The organism is Sphaerisporangium album (assembly GCF_003323745.1).
Classification (GTDB): Bacteria; Actinomycetota; Actinomycetes; order Streptosporangiales; family Streptosporangiaceae; genus Sphaerisporangium; species Sphaerisporangium album.
The window spans coordinates 1-23,689 of the sequence record NZ_QOIL01000003.1; the positions used below are offsets into that span (position 1 = coordinate 1).

Here is a 23,689-nt window from a genome sequence, read left to right on the forward strand (position 1 = left end):
TGCCCTTCGTCGGCGAGGTGCCGCCGCCGACGAACTCCCCGGTCACCCGGAACATGCATCCGATCTTGTCGGCAGACAGGATGCCGCATTCCGCCCACTACATCGGCATCTTCAAAGTCGTTCAACAACATGTCCTGCGTGCCCGGGTTCGACATCGACCAGGTACCCGCCGACGCCCTGCCGGGGCTGGCCGAGCGATGCGGGGCCCTCCTTGACCAGATCGCCCTCCACCTCGCCTTTAACCACCAGGAGCTGAAGGGCGCCCGCCCGGTGATCCGGATCGGCACATCCGTCGGCGACACCTGGTCGATCTGGCATCCGCCCACTCCGGAGCCTCCCGTCCCTCGCTGAACCAGACCCGCTTCCCCTCGCACGCAGACTCACCCAGGAGCACGCCGTACATGGCCCGCAACCCCAACCAGCGGTTCATCCCGACCGCAGAGACGATCGAGAAGGAACGCCGGGCGTTGGAACTCCGCCGCGCCGGCGTCACCTTCGACGTCATCGCCGAGAAGGTCGGGTACGCCGACCGCTCGGTCGCGAAGAAAGCGATCGATCGAGCGCTGAGGCGGACGCTGCAGCCCGCAGCCGACGGACTGCGCGAACTCCAGGGGGACCGCTATGACCGGCTCCTAACCGCCTTCTGGCCCAAGGCGCTGGGCGGCGACTACCACGCCGCGGATCGGGTGCTCAAGACCATGGCCGCCATCAACGAACTGTTCGGGCTCCGCCACTCCGACGGCATCGCTGAACGGCAAACCCGCATGGCGGAGGAGCAGGCCGCGCAGGTCCTCGGCGTGCTCGGGCGCGTCTTCGACCGGCTGAACCTGACGCCAGAGCAGCGCGCGCTGCTGGGCCGCGTGGTGCCGGAGGAACTCGCCGCGGTGGCGGCCCTCGAGGCGGATGCGGTCCTGGACGTCGAGGTCCTCGACGAGGGCCAAGACGACGAGGGCGACTCATGATCATGCCTCAGCCCGGCCACCGCTGACCACTCATCTGGCACCGCGACCTGCACGAGGCCGGCCCCGCCAACGCCCTGAGGGTCGTGGCCGCCAAGGGCGCGAGCGGCCACCACGAGATCAACCGACCATCCCTATCGACCAGGAAGAACAGTCCGATGACCACGCCCCTCATGATCGACCGCGAAGGCACCCTCGACCGCGACGACGCCATCCACGTCCAACCCGACAGCCACGGCGGCTGGTACCTCACCGTGCACATCGCCAACGTCGCCGCCGCCCTCCAAGACGGCAGCACCTACGACACCCAGGCCCGTCACCGCGGCCACACCGTCTACGGCCCGACCTGGACTCGCAGCATGCTCCCCAAGGAGCTCGAACAGCAGCTCACCCTGCACGAGCACCGGCCCAATGCCACCCTCGCCATCACCCTGACCATCCGCGCCGACGGCACCGTCGAAGACACCTGGATCACCCGCGACACCCTGCGCGCCCCGGTCGCCATGTCCTACGACCTCGTCCCCGCTGCCCTGGCCGACTACGCCCACCCACATCACACGACGCTCAGCCTCGCCGCACACCTCGCCACCACGCTGCTGAGCAAGCGCCGCGCCGACGGCGCGCTCGCCGTCTACGACCTCATCCGGGGCTGGGCCACCAACGACGACGGACAGCTCATCAGGGTCGACGCCCCCGAACGCAACATCGGCTACATCATCGTCCAGGAGGCCATGATTGCTGCCAACGCGGCGCTCGCCGCCTGGGCCATTGAGCGCGACGTGCCGATCCTGTTCCGCAACCACACCGCCGCGGCCGCCACGCCACCCGTGCGCGATCTCGCCGCCGACCTCGACCACGTGATCGCCAGCGGCGTCACCAGCGCCTTCGAAGCGACACAGCGACGCCTGGCGCTGGTGATGCGGCCCGCCCTCTACGAATCGACCGTGCGCGGCCACTACGCGCTCACCCTCCCCGCCTACAGCCACGCCACCTCGCCCCTGCGCCGCTACGCCGACCTCGTCACCCAACGGCAAATCATCGCCGCCCTCGACGGCCGCACCCCGCCGTACACCACAGGCGACCTCGACCAGATCGCCGACGAGCTCAACACCGCCGCCCGTGAACGACGTGAACGTCGCAGCCAGGCGCTCAAGGACCGCGCCCACACCGCGGCCCGCACGAAGGCCGCGACCGCCGACGACCTCGCCGACCTCACCCCCGCCCAGTTCGCCCCCGTCCTGAAACGCGCCTGCAAGGAGGGTGCCTACTCCGACGACCTCGCCGCCGAGGTCATCCGCCGCAGCCACGCCGACGAGCTCGCGCTGCTCGACCAGCACATGGTGCTGTCGGTGGCCACCGACCCGAGGTGGGCGCCCGCGCGGCGGGTACTGCTCGACCACGTCGCCGCCGACCCCCAGGACGCCGTCAGCCTCCTGAACATGCGCTCCCAGCAGCACCGCTGCACGCCGGTCTCCTTCACCACCACCGTGCAGGAAGGCCCGCCGCCGCTGTTCACCGCGTTCGCCACGATGCAGCTCGACAACGGCAGCGCCTGGGGAGCCGGCCGCCGTGCCCCGGTGAAGAAGCTCGCCCAGCAGCTTGCCGCCACCAGCCTCCTGGCGGCGCTCGCCGGCGTCGACGACCCCACCGGGGACATCATCCCCTCCGAGTCGACCCCCGCCGAGGACCCCTTTCTATCCCCTGGCCTTCCGCCGGCACCGCCGCCCGGCCAGCATCCGGTGAGTTCCCTCACCGAGTACACGCACAAGGGGTACGCCTCTGACACCCAGTGGGACGTCAAGCGCACCGGGCCCGACCACGCGCCGAAGTTCACCGCGTGGGTCACCGCCACGATCCGCGGCCGCGGCGAGCTGACCGCGTCCGGACAGGCCGGGTCGAAGGCGGGGGCCCGCGAGCGCGCGGCCGCCGCGCTGCTTGAGCAGATCCACGCCGCTCCCCTTCCGCAGGTGGAGGTCTCCGATGTCGCCTAGCCGTGCCAAGATCCTCACTTCGCCGCTCCCGCTCGCTGTGCCCTGCGGCGCCTGCTCGGTCTGTGCAGGCCGCGTCCCCGGCACCACCGAGTGCCTCAACGCCGACCCCGCCCGCCACCAGGAAGCCGTCCAGGTCGCCCTCGCCAACATTCAGCACCTCGCCCACGCCTGGCACGGCGACGCCGCCGAGCGCGCAGCTGCGGCCACCGATCCCGCCGAGCAGCAGTCTTGGCAGACCGCCGCCCAGACTTGCAGCAATATCCTCGCCGCGTACACCACGCCCGGCGCCGGCGCCACCGGATGCCCGCACTGCCCCGACGGCCACGCCCGCCCCCTGTCCCGCTCTTGGGGCGTCTACGTCGCGCCCACCCGCGACGGCGACGGCCAGCCCACCACCATCCACATCGCACGCTCCGACGGTTCCCATGTCGCCGCATCCGACGCCGAATGGATCCGCCGCCTGATCGACGGCGACCAGACCTCCGCCGCACAGATCATCGACGAGCTCCTCGCCCCGTTGAACGCGCAGATCACCGTCGCAGAGTACGAGCAGCGCCAGGCCGTCGAGCGAGCCAACGCCGCGTACGCCACACTCGCCCAGGCGCGGTACGCGGCGGGCCGCCTGACCGCCGTCCTGATCGCCGTGGCCGACCGGCTCGACCAGCCATACACCAACGCGCCCGAGCAGACGCCATGGACCCGGTCCGTGAAGCCCGCGCTGAACGCGCTCAAGACCGCGCTCAGCGGGGCCGGCCTCGCGCCGGAAAGCGATGCGGAGGCCGCCGTCGCACGGGTCCGCGAGTGGGCCGAGGTCCTACGCACCCAGAGCCCTGACGGGCTCGGCGGACACTTCCACGCCACCCTGCTGCAGCTCCTCGTCCAGCCGCCCGCCCAGCAGACCGGAGACAGCGATGACTGACCACCGAATCCTCGGTTTCCACGACGGCGGCGACGGCGAGTGGGGTGTCGTCTCGGTGGAGCGCGGTGACGGCGCCCGCGCCTTCCGCCGCCACCCCTGCGCCGGGATCACCCCCTGCCCTTGGCGGCGTGACGCCCCAACCGGGACCTTCCCACCCGAAGTCTTCCGGCACAGCGCCCGCACCACCTACGACCTGGCGACACACACCTTCGGCTGCCACGCGAGCGGTCGAGACGCCCCCACCACCTGCGCCGGATTCCTGCTCCGCGGCGCCAGCGACAACCTCGCGGTCCGCATGAGCTACGCCAGGTACTTCGGAGTGCATACCACCGTCGAGCTGTACGACGGCTACCAGGAGATGGCCATCGCCAACGGCGTCCACCCCGACGACCCAGCCTTGGTCCTCTGCCGGGGCGATCGGCCGATGGAGTACCCGCCCGCCGTGCAGGCCGGAGGCGGCGATGGCTGATCAGACGGCCCGCACCCCCAGCAGCCACCCCGAGACGCCCAGCCGCGGCCTAGCGGCGGTCGCCGTGATCGACGACCCCACGCGGCCCAAGGTCATCTGCCTTGACTGCGAACACCTGCGCGCCCACGACGGCCGAGGGCTCTGCCACTACTGCTACGGCGCCCACCAGTACGCGGGCACGCTCGACCAGTACCCCGTCCTGCGCACCTCGGTGAACCACCAGGCCCGTATGGAGTCCTTCGCCGAGATGTACCTCCGCCGCCCCCGGCCGACGCTCAAGGAGCTGGCAGCCGAACTGGGCGTGGGCGTGCGCTCCATCGAGCGCTACCGCGCGGCCTACCTCCGCCAGCACGCCCAGGCGGTGAAACCGTGAACCCCTCACGCGGCCTCCCACCCGCTCCCCGGCCTGAGGCTCCCATGGTCGATCGCACGAGCTCCCCCGCCCGCACCCTGCTGACCCGCGCCACAGCGAGCGTCCTATCCGCGCTGCTCGCTTCACCCGACAGGGCCCTCTACGGGCTGCAGCTCCTCCGCGCCACCGGCCTCAAGAGCGGCACTCTCTACCCGATGCTCCACCGCCTGCAGGCCCGCGGCTGGCTGTCCTCCCACCTGGAGGACGCCGACCCCGAGGACGAAGGCCGGCTACGGCGCCGCTACTACCAGCTCACCCCCGCCGGCGCCGAGCTCGCCCGTACCCGCCTGGCAGACCTGCCCGCCCACCGGCACCCGGCCATCCCGGACCGCCAGGTATACCCGCGCCCAGACGCCAGCACAGCGGCCGAGCACGTGGCCACCGCCTGGCGCGACGCCGCCCTGCAACGCGGAGATGCCGCCACCGACCCGGCCGACCAGGCGAAGTGGCGCGCGGTCGGCCACGTCTGCGCCAACATCCTCGCCGCCCTCCAGGGCGCCGACCCCAAGGAACTGCTGCCATGACCTTCCGCACGCCCCGCCGCCCCGACCCCTTCCGCATGCTCGCGACCACGTTCACCCTGCTCGCGCTCTGCGCCGCCGTTCAGCTCGTGATCTGGCTCATCGGCGGGGCTGTGCTCCGAACCTACGCCGATCTCCATCTCGGCCTGGTGCTGCTCGTGCTGGCCGGCGTCGTCGGGTTCGCCGTGGACCACTGGCGCGCCCGGCGCCGGTTCAGGCGGGGGCGCCGATGAAACGCCGGCACACCAAGGACCTCAGGCTGGACCAGCAGCAGCGGCCCGGCGAGAGCTGGGGCCAATGGATCCACCGTCTCTTCCCCAAGCAGTGCGCAGCCGCCGAGCTTCGCCTGACGCGCAGCGAGCTGCTCTATCGATGGCCCCGCGTGAACGTCGTGAAGGCCACCTACCGCCGTCGGAGGAGGGCCCGATGACCTGGGTACGCCGCGCCACCCCACAGTCGCACCGCTGCAAGGCCCCCAACGACGGTCATCGCGGCAACCCCACCGGGCAAAGCGGCGACCTGTGGCGATGCGACGAGTGCCACGCCCTATGGCGGATCGGCCACGCCTGTGACGCCTGCGACCGCTACAGCACGCCTCATCCCGGCGCCCACGCCGTCGGCCTCGCCTGGCGCCCCGCGCGGTGGTGGCAGCGGCTCCGATACCACCGAACGGGATACCCCCAGCTCAGGAAGGACAACACCGCCCCGTGACCACCCCCACACGCACACCGGCCGAGATCATCGCGTCAGTCTTCGCCCTCACAGACGATCCCCCTGGTCCCGTCGAGCTCGCCTGGCCCCGCGAAATTCTGCGCGCCCTGGCGGCCAGCGGCTACGCCGTCGTTCAACTGCACCCCGACGCCACGATCCCGGCCGAGGCGCTCGCAGCCGCCGCCGAGGCCCTCGGGGTCGAGGCCAGCAACGTCACCCACTCCTGGTCCGTTGTGGTCAAGGTCGCCGTGGCGGCCGCAGCGCCGTACATCACCGCGCAGGCCCGCGCCCAGCAGCATCGCTGCGACAACTGCGACGGCATCGACCCGGCCAGCTGCCTGAACGCCACGCCCGCGGAGCGCCCCGCAACCGCCCCAGAACTCGGCGCTCTCCGCGATCTCATCGCCCAGGCCATCCAGGCCGAGTGGAACGGGCACGCCGTCGTCTGCGAACACACCCAGCTGATCCCGTTCGGCGCGCTCGCCGACACCGTCATGGACACGCTGCGCACGCACGCCTCGATACCACTCCGCTGCCAGGAACTGAACCACGAGGCACGCCTGACCAACGCCGAAGAACGCCTCGCCGCCACCGCGGCCCTATGCCTCGGCCAGCCCGCGCGCGAGGCCGCACGGATCCGCGCCGCGCGCGCCGACGGCCCGGCCCGGCCGAACCTGGACGACGCCACCCCGTCCGGCCGGTGCCGGCACGACGTCGAACACGGGCCCTGCGACGGCGACTCGGTCGAGTGCACCACTGACGCCGCTCGCGGCCAGATTGAACTCGCTCAGCAGCAGCGCCGCAGATGGTACGCCGAGGCGCTCGCCGCGAAGTTCACCGAGCCTACCTCCCGCTACGACCGGATGACGGACACCGAGACGGTTGAAGGCGCAACCCCGGCTGAGCGTGTTGATCGCCAGATGCGGGTCAGGTTCCTCGCGGGCGATGGACACCCGTCCTTCACGGGAGTCACCTGCACGGAGGCGGCCGAGGTGTGCGCCGCCGTACGCGACGACGCACTCGCCGAACTCCGCGCCCAGGCCGCCTTCGAAAAGCACCGGGGCGACACCTTCGCCGGAGACCTGCAGTTCCTCGAACTCCAGCACCGAGGGTGGAAGGCCCTCGCCGAACAGGCCGAGGCCACCCTCAAGGGGACCACCCACGAGCGTGACCTCCTCCGTGCCGCGCTCGCCAGGGTCATCGCCCTGGCCAAGGACATGCGCGACTGGTGTTCCCCGTACGGCGTTGTCCGCGCCTACTCCGACCGCATCGCCGAGGCCGTCCTCGGCGCGCCCTACCCGCACCGCCCAGGCGAAGCCATCGCCAAGCTCGAGGGAGACCTGGCGGCCGCGCTCCAGGGCTCCGCCGACGACTGGCGGCAGGAGGCGGCCGACACCAGCGACCGGCTCGTCCGCGCCTACGAGCTGCTTGCCGAGATCCTCGCCGTGTTTCCCCCGATCAACGGCCGGTTCAGCATCCCTGTCACGTACAGCGCATCGGTCGCTGGCAACGACCTCGAACGATGGCGCACGGAGCACCTCAAGCTCCTCGCCGCCAGCAACCGCACCCCGGAGGGGGGCCGATCATGAATGACCTTCCCCGCGCCTTAGCGAGCATCGCCGCCGACCTCGCCGAGCACGACCAGCTCACCACCGACCTCGGCCAGGACCCCTCCGACTACGTCGAGGTCCGGCGCGAGGACCTGGCCACGATCGTCGCGGCCGCCGAGCGCCACCAGAACGGCCACCGCCGCGGCTGGATCAACCTCGGCCCCGGCGGGCTCGCCAAACTCCGCGACCACCTGGAGACAAACCATGGATGAGGCGACCCACGAGTGCGCCGCCCGCAGCTGCAACGTGCGGATCCCGGCGAGCAAGCTCATGTGCGCGAAGGACTGGGCCCTGGTGCCTGAGCACGTCCAGCGCAGCGTCAACCGGACCTACCGCGCCCGCCCGAGGGACTGGGCCGCGTACGCGGTCGCCGTCCGCGACGCGCAGGACGCCGTCGACGCCACCACCTACCCTGCCACGCTCCTGCAAGCGGCCAAGATCCTCCGATCCCGGGCCGAAGCGGCCGGCGGCCAGCCGTGGGAAGCCGCCCACTTCCCCGAGGGCACCATCGTCCGCCCCGCCGGGAGCATGGTCAGCCTCTTCCGCCTGCACGCCACCGGCCCGCAGCGCCCCTGGGGCACGCCGTACGTCACGCCAGAGATCGGCGACTTCCTCGCCACCATGCATCCCGGACTGGCCAGCCTGTTCGCCGACCTCCTCGAGGAGGCCGCCGCGACCGCCACGGCCAACCTGCAGAACACGCGCCACCACCCGCGCGACGTCACCAAGGCCGTGGCCGCGGCCCACCAGATCACCGGAGACGACCATGCGTAGGCACACCCTGGACGGAATCAGAGCGACGCGGGCCATGCGCCGTGTCCTGCTGGTCCTCCTGACCGACGCCGCCAACCTCGGCGGCTTCACGATCACAAAAGCCGCCGGCGTCGGAGCGGGCTCCACTTACGTCTGCCTCGACCGACTGGAGGAACGCGCCTGGGTGACCGGCGAATTCGCCGACGGACCGTACCCCCGGCGCCGCTTCTACCGACTCACCCCCGCCGGCTGGAAGTACAGCCACCAGCTCCTCGGCCTCATCCCCTCAGAGGTGCGACGTGGCTGAACGCCTCCCGCCCATCGCGCGCCCCGCGATCCTCCTCCTAGGCGGCAACGCCGTGATCGTCCACGGGATCCTCGCCCACTTCGCCATCCGCACCGACCACCCGATCATGGCCGCGTACTGCATCATCGCCGGCGCTGGCCTCGGCCTGACAGCGGCGGCCGCTCTGCGCAGCCGACCGCGCGCATCATCACCCGAGCAGCCGACCGGCTCGCTGCCCGACGACCTGGACGTACTGGCCGAGTCCATCATCCGTACCGCCGAGCGCAACGCCCTGGCCCTGCGCGAACCCGCCGCCGACCTGGCCTATGCCTACCACCGGCTCGGCAGCGCGCAACGCCACCGGCTGCGCGCCGATCACCCGGACCTGCACTCGGCCATGGCGCAGATCGCGACCCACTTCGAACCCCGAGGAAGGAAAGGCAACACCCAGCGATGACCACCTCGTACAAGCAGATGTTCCGGTACGCCGTGCCGATCGACGACAACCCCCATCTCCTCCGGCTCGCCGCCGACCCGGTGAAGGTCGCCACGTGCACCATCGGCACGATGACGCCGGGCGTGGAGTTCTGGGCCGAGTGGCGCCACGACGTCCAACTCGCCGAGCGCACCTTCCAGGTGTTCGGCACCGGACACCCCGTGCCCGTCAACGCCATTCATCGCGGCACCGCCGAACGCGACATGCACGGTCTGGTCTGGCACCTCTACGAACTGGAGCCGAACCGTGGCTGACCAGCCGTACACCAACCCCAAGCCGCTCCCTGCCACTGCTGCCGCCATGCGCCAGGTCGAGGAGATCCTCACCAAGGCCGGATACGACCCCGCCGACATTTACTACCGGGTCGACCACGATCCCCTGCTCCTCAGAATGCCCACCAGAATGCCCCGCGACGAGGCCCACCAGCACCTCACGCGTTACGCCGCGGCCCTCATCGCCGCAGGCCTCGGCGTGGCCACCTGCGGCCGAGGGGAGCACACCGAGCGGCTCATCGTCGCCGGCGATCAAGCCACGGCCGACCAGCATGCACCTCACATCCAGGCCGACCTACGTCCGCTGGTCGCGCCCCTCGCGGCACCCCAACGAGAGAACAAGGGCCCTGAAGGAGCGCAGCATGGTTGACGTCTGGGGCCGGGAGGACCTCACCTGCCCCGCCACCCGCCAGCAGATCCGCCGCCTCGTCCGCATGGCCTACGCCCGCCCATGGCGCGGCGACACCACCGCGGACCGATCGCACTGCCTGGACACCACAGCGATCACCGAGCCAGGCAGGCTCACCAGGATCATGTACACCCTCGACTACGGCTACCACGCGTCCGGATGGTTCGCGAACTCCGACTACGAGCGGTGCCTGCACCTGTCCGTATCGCACCCCCGGCCCGACCTGCCAGTCGAAGTTCGCCAACTTCCCGCCGACCTCGGCCCGGGAGCGTATGCCGCCATGCGGACCGAGACCCCCAACGACGACGAGGTCCGCGCCTGGGGTCTGGTGCTCTTCCGCGAGCACGCCACCAAGGCATGGTTCGAGCCGGCCGTCGGGCCGAACGATCCGTACCGGGCGCCGAACGTGGTGCACCTGCGGCTGTACCTCGATCGCGAGAACCGGCCGATTCTGCCACGCGGCGAGGTGTACGACCTGCGGCCGTGGGACGACGGCACCTCACCCGCGAAGATCACCGAAGGACGGGCGGGCGCCGATGTCCGTTGAGCACCCCGACCAAGTCCGCCCAGAGGACATCCCCAAGGACCTGATCGCCAAGGTCTATCCGGTCGCTCTCGCCCACGGAATCCCCTGGCACGACGAAGCCCTGCGTATCATCGCCGCCGCGGTGCTCACCGAGGCTCACGCGCGTATCGCTCCGACGATCGAGCCCAACGGCGAGACAAAGGATCTCGACCTGGACGCTGCGGCCGCCATCGTCCAAGTCCTGCATAACCACGGCTTCCCCAATGCGGAGCACCGCGCCCGCACCGCCGCGCAAGCCAAGGGAGACATCACGGGATGCCCCGGTGTGGTCTGGAAGGTCCGGAGCGGCGGCACGGCCCGCAGCGCGTCGGACGCTCAGATCGAGGCATGGCTGACCGAGACCATCACGGAGAAGCTCGACGCGGGCGCTGGCGCAGGAATCCTGGTGGTGCAGCGCGCCGGAGCCGACCCGGCCGACGCACCCTGCTGGTGGGCGATCATGCGCGCCTATCAGCTCGAGTGCCTCATCAGCCCGAACGGCCTGTGGACGGTCGGACACAAGTTCCCCATCCGCATGCTCCTGACGGACGCGTGCACCCTGCTGCGCAGGGCTGGGTACGGCAGTCCGCTGCCTGACGAGGTGGTGGCGTGATGGCCGCGCGCGCCCCGATGTCCAGGCTCGCGAAACTCGCGCGCATCCTCGCCCGCCCGGAGATGGAGCGCCGCTCGTACTGGCGGCTTCTCGCCGGCCGCGACCATTGGGCGGTCATCCTCATCACCCACGGCCGCCCCGGCGAGCCACCCGAGCGGCAGCCTCAGACCCCGAGGATCCGCCCTGAGTTCCTCCGCCGCACCGGCGCCGACCTCACGCCCGAGCAACTGCTCCACGAACGCATCGGCCAGTACCTACGCGCCGACGCCCAGGGCGCACACCAGATGGACGTCGCCGCCGCCGCGGCGATCGCCACGACGGCCGCCGCAGTCACGCTCGCCGAACTCGGCATCGACCTCACCACCCTCGCCCGCCGGGCCGACCAGCGGCCCTCCACCCTCGAAAGGCGCCAGCCATGAGCGTTCCCCACGCTGTCCTCGCCTACGGCTACAACCTCGGCGGCTCAAGCTGGAACATCGCAGAGAAGGACGAGTACGGCAGCCCCGCCGTGCCCTGGTACAACCCAGACCATGGCGACTTCATCCGCCAGGCCGAAGCGGTGCTCCTCGCAGCGGCCGGCGTCGAGGCCGACCCCTGGGATCGTGACGAGCAGCTGAAGGCTCACTTCGGCCTCAAGTTCGAGAGGTACGTCTCCTGGGACGACGCCGAATACATGCTGGCCGCCCACGTCATCAGCACCGACTGGGAGAAGACCGAGGAGCTCGACCTGGCGGCGCTGATCACACAGGCCGCCGGCGAGGGCTGGGACGACAAGCTCCGCGCCGCCGTTGGCGTGCTCGGCATCACCCCAGAGCAGGAGCAGCCCCAGTGGGTGCTGTGCGCGTATCAGTCGTGAGCGCCATGCCTGAGCAGTCACCTGGCGCCGAGGGCGAGCAGGAGCAGGGGAGCCAGGACATCCCACAGCAGGCATTCGACGCAGCGGAGAAGGCGTTCCGCGGCGGGGTGCGCATCCGCCCGGGAGCGCGCGCTGCGGCCCAGCTCGCCGCTGGACAGTCGATCATCTCGTCCGGCACCGAGGCCGAACACGCCGCGCGCCTCGGCGTGGCGGCCGCCGCCCCGATCATCGCCGCGCACGCCCTGGAGACCGCGACGCGCGAGTACGCCACCGCCGCGATCGAGGGCGTCGTACGCCAGGCCGTCGCCGAGGCCCGGCCGCAACTGGAAGAACTGAACGAGAAGATCGTCGCTGAGACCCTCCAGGCCCACGCCAAGAAGTTGTTCGACCAGTTCCGTGCTGAAGTCGTCGCCGGGCTGCCCAAGGCGCTGGCCGATCAGGGCCGTGTCATCGTCGCCGTCAGCGACCTCGAAGCCATCCGCGCCGAGCTCGTACCCGACGGGCGCATCGGCCGGACCCTGCTCACCGGCAGCCACCCCACCGCCGCCAACCTCGCCCGCGACGAGTGCCTCGACCGGCTCCGCGCCATGCTCGCCGGACTGCTCCCCAAGGAGGACCTGGGTGCCTGAGCAGCCCCCGCGACACACCGCCACCGGGGAGACCCGCGTCTACTGGATCCCCGACCTGCCCAACCCCGACGCGCCCACGGTCGCCGATCTCAACCGGCCGGACGCCGTTCTGCTCGGCACCGACCGCCCGCTGCTTACGATCATGATCGACGTCGGACCGTTCGTCCGAGCAGCCGATGGCGTCCAGCGTGCCCTGGCCGCGGCCGCGCGCACCCTGTTCCCGGGCCTTCTGGGCAAGACCTCCCGATGGCAGCACGAGATCGAGAACGGTCCCCAGTACGCCCGGCACCGGCGCCGCTGCCGCGCCTGCAACCCGGCCGGCAACCCGCGGCCGCTCCCGATCAACGGCCACGAGTACGCCCGCCGGCGCCGCGCCCGGGCCCGACGGAGGAACCGATGAGCACAGACAAGACCGCCCTCGGGGACAGGATGAAGGCCTACGAGGCCGTGACCCGGGCCCTGCTCCCGCGCCGTACCTACGCGATCATCCGCGTCGACATCCGCGCAGCGCACTCCTACCTACGCGGAGCCGACAAGCCGTTCGACAGCGACTTCATGACCGCCATGAACACCACCGCCCGGGCGCTGTGCGAAGAGGTCTCCGGCGCGGTGGTCGCCTACACCCAGTCCGACGAGATCAGCGTCTTGGCCACCGACTTCGGGTCCACACACACTCAGCCGTGGTTCGGCGGCGTCACAGCCAAGGTGGTGTCCATCTCCGCGTCGGCCGCGACCGCCGCGTTCAACACGGCCGAAGGCGGCCGCAACGGCGCCCTGGCCCTGTTCGACGCCCGGGTATTCACACTGCCGAACCCGGTCGAGGTGGCCAACTACTTCGTCTGGCGGCAGCGGGACTGCATCCGCAACTCGATCTCCATGGCCGCGCAGGCCCGCTTCTCCGCTCGGCAGCTCCACGGGAAGAGCACCGGGGAGATGCAGGAGATGCTCTGGTCTGAGCACAACATCAACTGGAACGGCTACCCGGCCGACGCGAAACGGGGCCGCGTGTGCACCCGCACGACGGGGGAGCGGGAGGTCACCTTCGTCGACCGGCGCACCCACGAGGAGACCACGACCCTGGCGATCCGCTCGTGGTGGGAAACCGACGCGGCGCCGCACTTCACCGCAGAGCCGACCGGGTGGCTAGCCACCGTCATTCCGCCGCTGCCCGTGCTGCACCAGGAGCGATCGTGAGCCGCGTCTACTTCCACACCCCCACCGACGAGGCCGAGCTGCTCGGCGCCGAGCGCGCCCATGCCGGCGTCCTCACTCACGACCTCGCCGCTCAGCACATCACCCCCGTGCTCGACCCCCTGGGCGAGCTCACCGCCCACGGCCGACTCGTCGGCACCCCGCGCGCCCAGCTGGCCGACCGCTTCAACCTGTACGCGCGCACCGGTGGCACCCCGAACCTGCTCATCTGGCACGGCCGCGAACTCCGCGCGTCATCGCTGATGCTCAACACCGCGCTGGAACTCGGCGACGACGGCGTGAAGCTCATGGCCCGCCTGTACGGCCAATGCGAGATCCACGCCTACGTCGAGGGGCCGCACCGCGCGTGGCTCGCCGACATCATGGAACGCGGGCTGGCCACCGGCGTGCTCCGCCGCGGCATGGGCTGGGAAGGAAAACCCGACCACCCGCACGGCAAAGGCCGCGGCGTGATCCCGCTTCTGCGCTCCCGCGACGACGAACCGGTCGTCATGTCGTACTCGGTCTGCGACGGCTTCCCCAACCCGGTCGCCTGGGACTGGGAGCCGCCTGCGGAGTGGCGGCCGCCAAGCTGGACCGCCGAGGAATGGGCCGAACTCGACGGAGACGATCAGGAGGACTACCGGGCGAGCGCCGTCGACGAGGCCTTCGGAGCCCTACCATCCGACGAGCGGTGGCGCATCGCGATGGGCGCGCTCCGCGCCCGCTCGAAGGCCGGCCTCCTGGAACTGACCCCGGACGGCTGGGACGACTTCTGCTTCGGCCACGAGCTGTCGCTGTTCGACCTGCAGGCGGACGACTGGCGCGACCGCGTCGAGCGGGCATTGGACGCGCAGGCTCAAATCGAGGCTCTGTGGGCCGCGCGCAGCGACACAGCGGACTGGTTACGAGAAAGGTGAGGAAGATGGGCGGCGACGACTCCTCGAACGTGCTGATGAACATCCGCTTCTGGCACCAGGTCCTCGAGGACTCCAAACGCACCATCGCATGCTCCGCAGCCGACGCCCCCAGATGGCGCGCCGCCGTCGAAGCGGTCGCGCCGGGCACCTCATCAAAGTCATCGTGAGCCCGATCGTGCCGGACGGGGAGGCGTACGTGCTCGACGAGCAGGCCGTCGAGGCGGACTCGCGTGCGGAAGCTCAGCGGGGGGTGCACGACTGGTCGGGCGCTCTTCTGCGCCGCGGGGAGTTCATGGACCGGCCAGGCCGCGGTGGCTTCTCATGCCCCCGAGGACGTGGAAGGGAGGACTGTCATCTTGACCGCTGACCAGCAGGCCCGGGCGCTCCGCGTGCTCGCCGGCCTCTGCCGCGCCTGCGCCGCAGAGGCCGGCTCTACGTAGGGAAATGACGATCGAGCACCTCGGTGAACTCCGGCAGCGTCACGAAGCCCGTCCGTCCCTGCTGGAGAGTCACCAGCTCCACCAAGGCGGCGACGAACGGATTGCTCTGCTCGTGCAACGGCAGGGCGCCCATCGCAGCCTTGAGCCGGTCGCAGGCTGCCGGGAAAGCCATTGCCGCCCATTCATCGCGCTTGCACCTTTTCGGCGTTGACCATGAGATCCCACTCCAGTTCCAGGTAGGAGGGGCATTCGGGCGTGTGCCAGTTCTCAATCACTGTGTCGCCGTCGGGCCACATGACCGCGACGTTCGTCTCCGCTGGCTCAGCCAGGCAGATGGGACAGAGGTTGAGTCGCCGAGCGGGATCTTCTGACGGAACGGACATGGAGCTCACCTCGCTGCGGAAGAGGCCCATTGTGGTCCGATAGATGGATTTATGCCATAAACGATGCCGAAACGGTAGGTCGTAAACTACATATCCCTCGTAGCCGTCCCGGCGCCCCGCAGCGCATGGCATCCCACACCCATCTCGACGCCGGCAAGCAGGCCGCGACCATCCACCAGGAGCGCGGCCGCGTCGAAGCGATCCGTGACGCCCTCGCCGACATGGAGTGGAAAGCCTGCCGCGAAACCCAGCACACCCCGACGCCCGCGATCACGCCCGCGGCGCGATCCGTTCCCTGGCTGGCATCTGGGGCACCGTCGAGGAGCTCGAGCGAATCCCGGGGCGCCTGCCGAATCGACGGACGCCCCGGGATCGGCCTAGTCCCGATCGCCGCCAACTCCAGTGATCTTGGAAATGCCGTCTTCGAGCTCGGCGAAAGCCTGTTCAGTGGCCCCTGCCTCCAGACGCTGCATCTCCTCGGTGTCCTCGCGGGCGGCCTCGATCGCCTCGCGCTCCCGGCGGGCCTGCTCGTAGATCTTGAAGCGTTCGGCGACCATGGCCTCCATGTCCTTGTGGGAGACACGGCCGGCATTGGTCAACACCGCGTACTCGTTGAACTGGATGAAGTCGTTGGTCTTCACGACCCACTCGGCCATGGTGATCTGCTGGCGGCGCTTGGCGCGCGTCTCGGCGTAGTCCAGGAATTGGGTCGTCAGCCGGTTGAGGTCGTCGATCTCGTCAGCGTTCAGGTAGTTCTTCGCGACGGTGGTGTCCGCCTTGCGGACCTTGGCTCCCTTCCAGGAGGTGAGTCCCATGTTCGCCTTGGAGGGATCGGCACGCTTCACGACCAGCTCGGCGGCGGTGTAACCGGTCACGGCGAAGACCAGCTTGTTCTGGATCGTGGCGAAGAACGTGCTGGCGATGTCGGACTTGCTGTCGTAGTCCACGCTCGTCTGGGCGAAGACGTCCCTGACCTTCTGGTAGAAGCGCGCCTCGGAAGCACGGATGTCCCGGATCCGCTCGAGCAGCTCGTCGAAGTAGTCCACGCCGCCCGGGTGCTTGAGGCGCTCGTCGTCCAGCACGAAACCCTTGATCAGGTACTCCCGCAGGACGGTGGTGGCCCACTGGCGGAACTGGATGCCCCGGGGCGATCGCACGCGGTAGGCAACGCCGAGGATCATGTCCAGGTTGTAGACGTTGATCTGACGACCGACGAGCCGCGAACCCTCCTGTTGAACTATTTCCAATTTGGAAATAGTTGCCTCGGTCAGCTCGCCGTCCTCCAGGAGGTTCGCGATGTGCTTGTTGATCGCGGGAATGCCCGTGTCGAACAGGTGCGCCATCTCGGCCTGCGACAGCCAGACCGTGCCGTTGACGGGCCGCAGCTGCATCTGGACGAGCCCGTCGTCGGTGGTGTAAAGGATCAGCTCCCCCGAGGACTCTGCCACCTGGCCGCTCCCTTGATCTAGATGTGACCTTATCTTCCCCTTACGGGACACCAGTATGGCACTCTTTGGGCACGGCATGGGACACTCTGACGGCCAGTGATGAGCATCTCATTCCATGATATGCACGTTGAGCTGGGCTTTTCTTGCCGATAGCATGGGACATGTGAGCCGCCATCACCTTGAGACACACCCATGGATCAGCTTCAAGCTTGATCTAGAACGCCAGATCGACAGTCGGATGTGGATGCTCCTCGGCGAGGTGATCTCCAAGTCCGAGCACATCGCCGGCGCCCCCCTCAAGCCCGGACTGGCCGAGCACCTCAACGAGATCTACTTAAGCAAGGGCGCCCACGCCACGACATGGATCGAAGGCAACACCCTGACAGAGGAAGAGGTCCTGCAGCGCGTCCAGCGAAAGCTAGACCTCCCCCCCTCGCAGGAGTACCTCGGCCAAGAGATCGACAACATCGTCAAGGCGTACAACGTGATCATCGACGACATCGTGCACAGTCGATCCCTCGCGCTGACCCCAGAACGGATCGCCTTGTTCAACCAGTACGTCCTGGAAGGCGTGCCGATAGACGAAGGGGTAGAGCCCGGCCGGATACGCACCAAGGGTGTCGGCGTCGGGACCGACTACCGCGGAGCACCCGCCGAGGACTGCGAGCACCTGCTCGATCAGCTATGCATCTGGTTCGACGAGTTCCCCAACCAGCTTGGCGAGGAGTACCGCCAAGCCTTGACGGTCATCGCTGCACTGCTGGCCCACCTGTACATCGCGTGGATTCACCCATTCGGCGACGGCAATGGCCGGACCGCCCGCCTCGTGGAATTCCAGTTGCTCAACCACGCCGGCGTCCCAACCCTGTCCGCCCATCTGCCCTCGGACTACTACATGCGAACCCGCACGCAGTACTACCGAGTGCTCCAGCAGACCAGCCGCCCGCCTTACCCGGTTGGCAAGTTCCTGCGATATGCCCTGGAAGGCTTCGTCGACGAACTACGCGATCAGGTGAAGATCATCCAAGCGCAACAGCTCGACGTATCATGGGTCAACTTCGTCCACGAGATGGTCAGCGACGGTCACACACCAGCGAGCGTTCGCCAACGCTACTTGGTGCTAGACCTGCTTCCTTACCAATTCACGCAGATCAGCAAAATACCCGAGCTATCGCCCAGGCTAGCGGCCGCGTACGCGGGAAAAACTCGCCGGACGGTAAGCCGGGACATCAACGCCCTCGACGAACTCGGGTTAATCGTTCGCGAGCGCGGTGCGGTACGACCGTTCATCGAGCAGATGCAGGCATTCCTACCCCTGCGGGCTCGTACAGATGAGCCCGACAAGGAGTAGGCCGGTATATGCCGTGTGAGTCCCGTCCCTTTCAGCGCAACCGAGGCAGGCCACCAATTGCGCGCCGGCCCGGCCTCATACTCACCCCGGCGCTCGGCCGCGCGCCCTCCTGGCAACAGACCCCCCTCGAGCTCCTGGAGAACGGGCTGTATGACCGCTTCCAGCAGCTGCTCGTCGTGCCGTATGAGCCGCCCGACATGGCGGCGGTCGCACGGATGCGCGCGGAGCGGGAGGCCTCGGAATGAAGGCGTGGCGGACGACGTGAACCAAGAACACGAAGAACTGATACGGCAGCTCCCCGCCCGCGCCTCGCGCTGCCCCCATCGGCCCGCCACGGCCGCCGCGGGCCCGTATCCGCCGCCACACCCGCAACAAGATCGGTGACCGTGAGGGGTGGATCTGCGGGTACTGCCGCACCCACGTCGACCGCGACCTGCGCTGGCCCCACCCGCTCTCGCCCAGCACCGGCCACATCCTGTGGGTCGGCTTCGGCGCCGGCGGGACGGAAGACCCGGCCAACCTGCGCATCGAGCACCTGGCCTGCAACATGAAGAACATCCCGCACACGCTGCTGACGACGCTCAGCCCGCGCGCCCTGGCCGAGCGGGAGCAGGCCGGCCTGCCGCCATACACCGATGACGAGCGGCGGGCCATCATCGCCGAAGTCCTCGACAACCCGGCGCCGCCAGTGCCCCGGGACGAGGCTGTCCGCCGGTACTGGTCGCCGCGCTACGTCTCATGGAAGCGGTGGCACGCCGAGAACCCCGGCGCCTGCGACTGCACACCCGACCAGCCGGGCGCGTTCTGCCTGCCACCGCCTCTGGCCTAAGGGGGTGGTTCACCGCCCGGCTGTCGTGGACAAGGTGCGGGCGATGCCCTCCTCCCAGGTCCTGCCGTAGATGTCAGGCGCCAAGACGGCGGCGTCCTGCTGCCGCATGTTGGCCGTCTTGACCTTGTCATTGGCGTCATGGTCTGAACATTTCTCGCATGGACAGCTCATTGCAGGACATGGTGGTCATCGTTACCGGGGCCGGCACAGGCATCGGCCGTGCGACGGCGCGGATGTTCGCGGGGAGAGGCGCGCAGGTAGTGGCGGTGGGCCGCAGGGCGGAGCCACTGGCGGAGGCCGCGACCGGCTACGACAGCATCCATCCGGTGATCGCTGACGTCACCGCCGAGGATGCCGCGCAGGAGATCATGCGCGGCGTGATGGAGTCGCACGGCCGGTTGGACGTGCTGGTCAACAACGCGGCGATCGTCCGCAGCGCGGCGCTCGGGAAGTTGACCCGAGATTTGATCGAAAAGCAGGTGACGACGAACCTGGTTGCGCCGATGCTGCTGGCGCAGGCCGCGTTGCCAGCGCTGGAGATTCGTGGCGGAGTGATCGTGAACGTGAGTACGTCGGTCGGGCAGCGTGCTTGGCCGGGCAACTCGGTGTATGCGGCCACGAAGGTCGCCCTGGAACTGCTGACCCGCAGCTGGGCGGTGGAGTTGGCGCCACGCGGGGTCCGGGTGGTCGCGGTGGCCCCCGGTGGGATTGATACCCCGATCGGTGAGCATCAAGGGCTGTCGCCTGAGCGGATGGCCGCGGTCAGGGAGTGGCAACTGGCCCACACGCCGCTGGGGCGGATCGGGCGCCCCGAGGAAGTGGCGTGGGCGATCACGCAACTCGCCTCGCCACAGGCCTCATTCGTCACGGGGGCGGTGCTCCCGGTGGACGGTGGTGCGGTGGTCGCGTGATAGGACTGGCGGCGGAGGTGCGATCGGTGCGTATCGGCGAGTTGGCGCAGGCCACGGGCACGACCCCGCGTGTGCTTCGGCACTACGAGGATGAGGGGTTGATCACCTCCAGGCGGGCGCCCAACGGTTACCGGATCTACGACGAGGGCGTGGTGGTACGGGTCCGTAACATCCGCCATTTGCTGGCCGCTGGTCTCACCCTGGCAGATGTCCGTGCGTTCGTGCCGTGCCTGGATGGTGACGTGGTGGCCGCGCCACCATCAGGCAGGGGCATTCAGGTCGCGCTGGATCGCCTTGCGGTCCTCGAGGAGCGCATTGCTGTCCAGATCGAGGCACGCGACCGGCTGGCGGCGGCGTTGCGACAGGTGGTTGAAGGGAAGATTCGCTCGGTTGCGTGATCTGTGGTCGACGGTCACAGCCGTACCGCTGCCGACCGCAGCACGCGTTCAGAACGCGCGCTGCCTCTGCCCCTCCCGCAGAGCAGCGAAGGCCGCGTTCACCGGGTCCCGCCTGCCGACGGCCACCTGCTGCTCAGGCTCTGGGGTCGCCTCTGGCCGGTCGACCCGGCGACGGCCATGGGCACGCCCACCGCCACGGGCGGCCGCCTGCTCGGCCTCGTACCTGGCAGCTGCACGGCGCGCAGACCGCCATCGAGCGCCGTGCCCGTCAGGGATCTCAGCCCCACTGCCCTCCCGGCAGAACTGGCCGGGCCGGGCCAAACACCGAGGGCACCTGACCCCATGCACCTCCGCGACCGTCACCCGCACCTGCACCCGTAGGCGCTTCACGCGCATCCCGGGCTGATGATACGGAGCCGCCTTACGGGTGCCGGCGCCGCGGCCCCCGCGCGCGGCACCGGCCGACTCGGCGGTGCCGATCGCCTTCGGCAATTCGCCGGCCCTGCCCACGCCCAGCTGACGGCGGTACTCGGCGTCGTTGCGGGCGCGCTGCTTGGCCAGAGCGGCCTTGCGTTCCCTCTTGGTGGGCTTGCGCTTGCTCACGGCGATCACCGTAGGGGGAGGGGGCTGGTGTTCGATGCCGGTAGTCCGAGGGTTGACCAGCGCATTGGAGACCGAAGAGCCCGCCGCTCCGTGGGGTGCGGCGGGCTTCGTGGGACTGTCTGGCCTACGCCCTGTTGTCGCCGGTGCGAGCGAGCTGGGCGCGCAGGGCGCGGTCCTGGTTGGGCGTCGCGTTGATGTGCATGTTCTCCAGGCCGCCCCACCCGCGCCGGTACTCGATCAGCGCGCGGTAGTTGTCGGGGATGGTGACGGTGTAGAAGTAGCCGCCGACGCTGACTTCCACGCGGCCCCCCAGGTTGGTGCGGGTGATGTGCTGGGTGGCGGCCTTGGCGAAGGCCTCGTCGCTGTTGCTGTCGGTCGTGATGTTCATGCCCATTCCCTAACGTTGTCCCTATATACGGACAATGTTAGGGCGACCCCTTAACAATGTCCATACGTACGGACAAAGAAAACCGTCGGCCGGGAACCCGCCACCTACAGCCGCGGGTCATCGACCAGGACGAATCCATCGGCGTCATCCTGCGTGAGCCGCTCAACCGCGAACCGCCGCCCGGGAAGCTCATTCGCCGGCAGCCCGGCCTGCTCGGCGATCCGCTCGGCCGACACCTGCAGCGGCGCGGCCGCCGGATGCAGCGCGGTGACGAGCTGGGCGACGTCGCCGACCACGAGCAGGACGAGCGCCCGCCCGGGCGGCACGCTGACGGAGCCGGTGCTGAACAGAGACTTCCGCGGGCGGCCACCGCCGACCCCTCGGCCGGGGCGTGCCGCGATCGCCACGTCCAGCGTCGCGCGGCGGATGTGGTCCACGCCCTCCACGTCGAACCACCCGGGCAGGCGTCCGAGCGACTTGTCGGCGCGCACGGTGGAGTAGTCCACCTCGAGGTACTCGGCCGCGTCCTGCTCGTCGAGCAGGTCGTCCGGGTGCTGCGTCGTGCCGACCGGCAATGCGGGGAGCGGGCGGCCGTCGCGGGCAGCTTCGACCTGGGCGCGGTCGTACAGCAGGGTGCGCCGCCCCGGGTTGAGCGGCCGCAAGCCGTGCTTGTCCGCCAGCTTCTGGTTGCGCCAGGTCTGGAGCGACTTGCCGAGGATCTGCGCTGCGGTGCGGGCGTTGACCGCCTGGTGGTCGTGCGGGATCACAGGTTCTCCCTGTTGAGCGGGACGTACGGCTTGCCGGGGTCGGGGTTGTAGTAGCGGAACATCACGGTCTGGCCGTGGGCGTCGACGACGCGCAGGCGGACCCACAGGTCGTCGGCGCCCTCGCCGTTGGCGACGGCCTGGGCGTGGGCCTGCGCGCATAGCTCCTCGAGGGCCTGCTCGGCGAGTGGCACCGTGGCCGGCGCGTCGAGCACGTTGCCGAGCTCGTCGCGGATCTCGTACATGGTCTTCTCCTCTGGTGGATGTCTCAGGGTGTGCCGCGTTGCCGCGGCGAGGGGAGCCCGAATGGGGTTCTGTGGATAACCCCGGGAGGGGGCGGGCGTCGGGCCCGTCCCCTCCCGGTTGCGATCACTCCGCTGAGAACACCTGCTTGGCGAGGTTGAACGCCTCGCCCCAGATCCCGACCTGGCGGTTGGCCGCGTCGTGGTCGTCCATGATGACGATCAGCGACCCGAGCCGTACCTTCATCTCCCCGCAGCCGCTGGGGCTGAGCGGCGGGGAGCCTGCCTTGGATGTCGCGGCCCTGGAGCCAGCCGTGCAGGGTCACCGAGGTCCAGACGCGGGACCCGTCCGGGGGCTGGTAGCCCGCCGCCTGGTCCTGGGTGGGGAAGATCTTCGGGATGGCCCGCTCGGCGTCGCGCCAGACCCGCTCGGCGGAGCGGGCGGCGTCGGCGTCCCCGATGGTGATCGCCACGTTGGGGAGGTAGATGCGGACGGTGCCCTGGTGGATCTCGGTGCTCGCGTGGTGGTGGCCGGCGTACCGGAGGGTCACCATCGCGAAGTTGTCGATGTTCCGTGTCGTCCTCATTGAGGGCTCCTCTGTTGAGTTTTCAACCTGCTCGCCGCGTGGCTTCCGACTTCCTCCCGACACCTGAAACTATACAGCACTTACGTACCTATCGCGAGCGAATGGGCGAACGAGATTACTGGAAAGAGAGCGCCCGAATCACTGGCACTAGGTATGTAACTGCTGTATAGTTTCAGGTGTCGGCAAGGGGGATCGGAACCCCGAACCGGCAGGCAGGTTGACAAATCAAGAGAGGAGAAACGGTGGAAGACCACCACAAGCGCGAGTACTCGTTCGACGAGCTCTCCGCGATGCTCGTAGGGGGCTACATGCTCATCAGCAAGCTCCTCCTGCGACTCCCCATCCCGATCGCCCTCCCGGCGATCACCGAGGACGGCCTCGACGGGGTCATCGCGGTCGCAGCCGTGGACAAGGCGCGGCGGGACATCAGCGCCCTCCCCATGGACGCCCTCACCGCCGCCATGATGCAGCAGGTCCTCCTGGAATGGCTCACCGCACATGACCAGGGCCTGGTCATCATCAACCTCGGCGAAGAGCCCCGCCGCCTGGCCGCCATGACCGCGACGCTCACAAGGCTGACACACCTCGGCGACCACGCGGAGATCCGGCTGGAGCTCGAGGAGGAAGACGAGGAGTGAGTCACCCGCCGCCCCGGGCATCCAGCTCGGGGCGGCACCCCCACCGGATCCCTCTCTGACACCTCAACCCTGCCCGGCAACCCAAAGGGACCGGCGAGGCGGCACTCGCCCGCGCAAGCGGGGGT

37 protein-coding genes are annotated in these 23,689 nt (G+C 69.4%); 31 read left to right on the forward strand and 6 right to left on the reverse strand.

Annotated elements, in window-relative coordinates:
* The first annotated feature begins 138 nt into the window (after nt 1–138).
* From DQ384_RS05035 to DQ384_RS40995, 26 genes are all read left to right on the forward strand, one after another.
* Nucleotides 139–351, forward strand: coding sequence for a hypothetical protein (locus DQ384_RS05035; protein ID WP_147268645.1), 213 nt, complete (start codon nt 139–141; stop codon nt 349–351).
* A gap of 50 nt (nt 352–401) precedes the next feature.
* Nucleotides 402–962 (forward strand): hypothetical protein, encoded by a 561-nt coding sequence (locus DQ384_RS40985; RefSeq protein WP_181871037.1) that lies wholly within the window; start codon nt 402–404, stop codon nt 960–962.
* A gap of 155 nt (nt 963–1,117) precedes the next feature.
* A complete protein-coding gene (locus tag DQ384_RS05045) occupies nt 1,118–2,950 on the forward strand; it encodes an RNB domain-containing ribonuclease (RefSeq protein ID WP_114027529.1) in 1,833 nt (610 codons plus the stop codon).
* Nucleotides 2,940–3,869, forward strand: a complete 930-nt coding sequence (locus tag DQ384_RS05050) for a hypothetical protein (protein WP_147268646.1) — start codon at nt 2,940–2,942, stop codon at nt 3,867–3,869. The genes DQ384_RS05045 and DQ384_RS05050 overlap by 11 nt, the downstream gene beginning before the upstream one ends.
* Nucleotides 3,862–4,338 (forward strand): DUF6283 family protein, encoded by a 477-nt coding sequence (locus tag DQ384_RS05055; protein ID WP_114027531.1) that lies wholly within the window; start codon nt 3,862–3,864, stop codon nt 4,336–4,338. Before DQ384_RS05050 ends, DQ384_RS05055 begins: the two co-directional genes overlap by 8 nt.
* The gene (locus DQ384_RS05060) at nt 4,331–4,711 is read left to right on the forward strand and encodes a hypothetical protein (RefSeq protein WP_114027532.1); all 381 of its coding nucleotides are present in this window, start codon (nt 4,331–4,333) and stop codon (nt 4,709–4,711) included. Before DQ384_RS05055 ends, DQ384_RS05060 begins: the two co-directional genes overlap by 8 nt.
* Nucleotides 4,712–4,755: 44 nt before the next feature.
* On the forward strand, nt 4,756–5,274 hold the full coding sequence (locus tag DQ384_RS05065; RefSeq protein ID WP_114027533.1) for a PadR family transcriptional regulator: 519 nt from the start codon (nt 4,756–4,758) through the stop codon (nt 5,272–5,274).
* Nucleotides 5,271–5,504, forward strand: a complete 234-nt coding sequence (locus tag DQ384_RS05070; protein ID WP_114027534.1) for a hypothetical protein — start codon at nt 5,271–5,273, stop codon at nt 5,502–5,504. Before DQ384_RS05065 ends, DQ384_RS05070 begins: the two co-directional genes overlap by 4 nt.
* Nucleotides 5,501–5,701, forward strand: coding sequence for a hypothetical protein (locus DQ384_RS40270; RefSeq protein ID WP_147268647.1), 201 nt, complete (start codon nt 5,501–5,503; stop codon nt 5,699–5,701). Before DQ384_RS05070 ends, DQ384_RS40270 begins: the two co-directional genes overlap by 4 nt.
* Entirely contained in the window at nt 5,698–5,982 is a 285-nt protein-coding gene (locus tag DQ384_RS05075) for a hypothetical protein (protein ID WP_114027535.1), read from the forward strand. Before DQ384_RS40270 ends, DQ384_RS05075 begins: the two co-directional genes overlap by 4 nt.
* On the forward strand, nt 5,979–7,571 hold the full coding sequence (locus tag DQ384_RS05080; protein WP_114027536.1) for a hypothetical protein: 1,593 nt from the start codon (nt 5,979–5,981) through the stop codon (nt 7,569–7,571). The genes DQ384_RS05075 and DQ384_RS05080 overlap by 4 nt, the downstream gene beginning before the upstream one ends.
* Nucleotides 7,568–7,804 (forward strand): hypothetical protein, encoded by a 237-nt coding sequence (locus DQ384_RS05085; protein WP_114027537.1) that lies wholly within the window; start codon nt 7,568–7,570, stop codon nt 7,802–7,804. Before DQ384_RS05080 ends, DQ384_RS05085 begins: the two co-directional genes overlap by 4 nt.
* Nucleotides 7,797–8,366: a hypothetical protein gene (locus DQ384_RS05090; RefSeq protein ID WP_114027538.1), complete on the forward strand. Its 570-nt coding sequence runs from the start codon at nt 7,797–7,799 to the stop codon at nt 8,364–8,366. The genes DQ384_RS05085 and DQ384_RS05090 overlap by 8 nt, the downstream gene beginning before the upstream one ends.
* A complete protein-coding gene (locus DQ384_RS05095) occupies nt 8,359–8,652 on the forward strand; it encodes a helix-turn-helix transcriptional regulator (RefSeq protein WP_114027539.1) in 294 nt (97 codons plus the stop codon). Before DQ384_RS05090 ends, DQ384_RS05095 begins: the two co-directional genes overlap by 8 nt.
* Nucleotides 8,645–9,088 (forward strand): hypothetical protein, encoded by a 444-nt coding sequence (locus DQ384_RS05100; RefSeq protein ID WP_114027540.1) that lies wholly within the window; start codon nt 8,645–8,647, stop codon nt 9,086–9,088. Before DQ384_RS05095 ends, DQ384_RS05100 begins: the two co-directional genes overlap by 8 nt.
* Entirely contained in the window at nt 9,085–9,381 is a 297-nt protein-coding gene (locus tag DQ384_RS05105) for a DUF7352 domain-containing protein (protein ID WP_114027541.1), read from the forward strand. The genes DQ384_RS05100 and DQ384_RS05105 overlap by 4 nt, the downstream gene beginning before the upstream one ends.
* Nucleotides 9,374–9,769 carry a hypothetical protein gene (locus tag DQ384_RS05110; RefSeq protein ID WP_114027542.1) on the forward strand — a complete coding sequence of 132 codons (396 nt, stop codon included), beginning with the start codon at nt 9,374–9,376 and terminating at the stop codon, nt 9,767–9,769. The genes DQ384_RS05105 and DQ384_RS05110 overlap by 8 nt, the downstream gene beginning before the upstream one ends.
* Nucleotides 9,762–10,355, forward strand: a complete 594-nt coding sequence (locus tag DQ384_RS05115) for a hypothetical protein (protein ID WP_114027543.1) — start codon at nt 9,762–9,764, stop codon at nt 10,353–10,355. Before DQ384_RS05110 ends, DQ384_RS05115 begins: the two co-directional genes overlap by 8 nt.
* Nucleotides 10,345–10,986 (forward strand): hypothetical protein, encoded by a 642-nt coding sequence (locus DQ384_RS05120; RefSeq protein ID WP_220182789.1) that lies wholly within the window; start codon nt 10,345–10,347, stop codon nt 10,984–10,986. The genes DQ384_RS05115 and DQ384_RS05120 overlap by 11 nt, the downstream gene beginning before the upstream one ends.
* Nucleotides 10,986–11,405 (forward strand): hypothetical protein, encoded by a 420-nt coding sequence (locus DQ384_RS05125; RefSeq protein ID WP_114027544.1) that lies wholly within the window; start codon nt 10,986–10,988, stop codon nt 11,403–11,405. Before DQ384_RS05120 ends, DQ384_RS05125 begins: the two co-directional genes overlap by 1 nt.
* On the forward strand, nt 11,402–11,842 hold the full coding sequence (locus DQ384_RS05130) for a hypothetical protein (RefSeq protein ID WP_114027545.1): 441 nt from the start codon (nt 11,402–11,404) through the stop codon (nt 11,840–11,842). The genes DQ384_RS05125 and DQ384_RS05130 overlap by 4 nt, the downstream gene beginning before the upstream one ends.
* Nucleotides 11,843–11,847: 5 nt before the next feature.
* Complete coding sequence (locus DQ384_RS05135; protein ID WP_147268648.1) at nt 11,848–12,471, forward strand: hypothetical protein; 624 nt, start codon at nt 11,848–11,850, stop codon at nt 12,469–12,471.
* On the forward strand, nt 12,464–12,871 hold the full coding sequence (locus DQ384_RS40990) for a hypothetical protein (RefSeq protein ID WP_181871038.1): 408 nt from the start codon (nt 12,464–12,466) through the stop codon (nt 12,869–12,871). The genes DQ384_RS05135 and DQ384_RS40990 overlap by 8 nt, the downstream gene beginning before the upstream one ends.
* Nucleotides 12,868–13,665, forward strand: coding sequence for a tRNA(His) guanylyltransferase Thg1 family protein (locus DQ384_RS05140; protein WP_181871039.1), 798 nt, complete (start codon nt 12,868–12,870; stop codon nt 13,663–13,665). The genes DQ384_RS40990 and DQ384_RS05140 overlap by 4 nt, the downstream gene beginning before the upstream one ends.
* Nucleotides 13,662–14,582, forward strand: coding sequence for a hypothetical protein (locus tag DQ384_RS05145; RefSeq protein ID WP_114027548.1), 921 nt, complete (start codon nt 13,662–13,664; stop codon nt 14,580–14,582). Before DQ384_RS05140 ends, DQ384_RS05145 begins: the two co-directional genes overlap by 4 nt.
* 5 nt (nt 14,583–14,587) lie before the next feature.
* The gene (locus DQ384_RS40995) at nt 14,588–14,749 is read left to right on the forward strand and encodes a hypothetical protein (RefSeq protein WP_181871040.1); all 162 of its coding nucleotides are present in this window, start codon (nt 14,588–14,590) and stop codon (nt 14,747–14,749) included.
* A gap of 265 nt (nt 14,750–15,014) precedes the next feature.
* Here DQ384_RS40995 and DQ384_RS05155 read toward each other — a convergent pair whose 3' ends face one another.
* Together DQ384_RS05155 and DQ384_RS05165 are read right to left on the reverse strand one after the other, a co-directional pair.
* On the reverse strand, nt 15,015–15,194 hold the full coding sequence (locus DQ384_RS05155; protein ID WP_114027550.1) for a hypothetical protein: 180 nt from the start codon (nt 15,192–15,194) through the stop codon (nt 15,015–15,017).
* A gap of 588 nt (nt 15,195–15,782) precedes the next feature.
* Nucleotides 15,783–16,853 carry a virulence RhuM family protein gene (locus tag DQ384_RS05165; protein WP_220182790.1) on the reverse strand — a complete coding sequence of 357 codons (1,071 nt, stop codon included), beginning with the start codon at nt 16,851–16,853 and terminating at the stop codon, nt 15,783–15,785.
* Nucleotides 16,854–17,016: 163 nt separating this feature from the next.
* Between DQ384_RS05165 and DQ384_RS05170 the strand changes: the two genes are divergently transcribed.
* The 4 genes from DQ384_RS05170 to DQ384_RS05190 all read left to right on the forward strand — a co-directional run bounded on the left by DQ384_RS05170 (nt 17,017) and on the right by DQ384_RS05190 (nt 20,342).
* Nucleotides 17,017–18,204, forward strand: coding sequence for a Fic family protein (locus DQ384_RS05170; RefSeq protein ID WP_220182791.1), 1,188 nt, complete (start codon nt 17,017–17,019; stop codon nt 18,202–18,204).
* Nucleotides 18,205–18,751: 547 nt separating this feature from the next.
* The gene (locus tag DQ384_RS05180) at nt 18,752–19,033 is read left to right on the forward strand and encodes a hypothetical protein (RefSeq protein ID WP_114027554.1); all 282 of its coding nucleotides are present in this window, start codon (nt 18,752–18,754) and stop codon (nt 19,031–19,033) included.
* A 158-nt stretch (nt 19,034–19,191) separates the two neighbouring features.
* Nucleotides 19,192–19,944 carry an SDR family NAD(P)-dependent oxidoreductase gene (locus DQ384_RS05185; protein WP_114027555.1) on the forward strand — a complete coding sequence of 251 codons (753 nt, stop codon included), beginning with the start codon at nt 19,192–19,194 and terminating at the stop codon, nt 19,942–19,944.
* 26 nt (nt 19,945–19,970) lie between these two features.
* Complete coding sequence (locus tag DQ384_RS05190; RefSeq protein WP_220182792.1) at nt 19,971–20,342, forward strand: MerR family transcriptional regulator; 372 nt, start codon at nt 19,971–19,973, stop codon at nt 20,340–20,342.
* A gap of 48 nt (nt 20,343–20,390) precedes the next feature.
* Here DQ384_RS05190 and DQ384_RS05195 read toward each other — a convergent pair whose 3' ends face one another.
* The 4 genes from DQ384_RS05195 to DQ384_RS05210 all read right to left on the reverse strand — a co-directional run bounded on the left by DQ384_RS05195 (nt 20,391) and on the right by DQ384_RS05210 (nt 22,342).
* Entirely contained in the window at nt 20,391–20,945 is a 555-nt protein-coding gene (locus DQ384_RS05195; RefSeq protein WP_147268649.1) for a zinc finger domain-containing protein, read from the reverse strand.
* Between the two features lie 124 nt (nt 20,946–21,069).
* Nucleotides 21,070–21,333, reverse strand: coding sequence for a hypothetical protein (locus DQ384_RS05200; RefSeq protein ID WP_147268650.1), 264 nt, complete (start codon nt 21,331–21,333; stop codon nt 21,070–21,072).
* 104 nt (nt 21,334–21,437) lie between these two features.
* Nucleotides 21,438–22,100, reverse strand: coding sequence for a hypothetical protein (locus DQ384_RS05205; RefSeq protein ID WP_114027558.1), 663 nt, complete (start codon nt 22,098–22,100; stop codon nt 21,438–21,440).
* Nucleotides 22,097–22,342: a hypothetical protein gene (locus tag DQ384_RS05210; RefSeq protein ID WP_114027559.1), complete on the reverse strand. Its 246-nt coding sequence runs from the start codon at nt 22,340–22,342 to the stop codon at nt 22,097–22,099. The genes DQ384_RS05205 and DQ384_RS05210 overlap by 4 nt, the downstream gene beginning before the upstream one ends.
* 826 nt (nt 22,343–23,168) lie before the next feature.
* Here DQ384_RS05210 and DQ384_RS05215 point away from each other — a divergent pair.
* On the forward strand, nt 23,169–23,564 hold the full coding sequence (locus tag DQ384_RS05215) for a hypothetical protein (protein ID WP_114027560.1): 396 nt from the start codon (nt 23,169–23,171) through the stop codon (nt 23,562–23,564).
* The last annotated feature ends 125 nt before the right edge of the window (nt 23,565–23,689 follow it).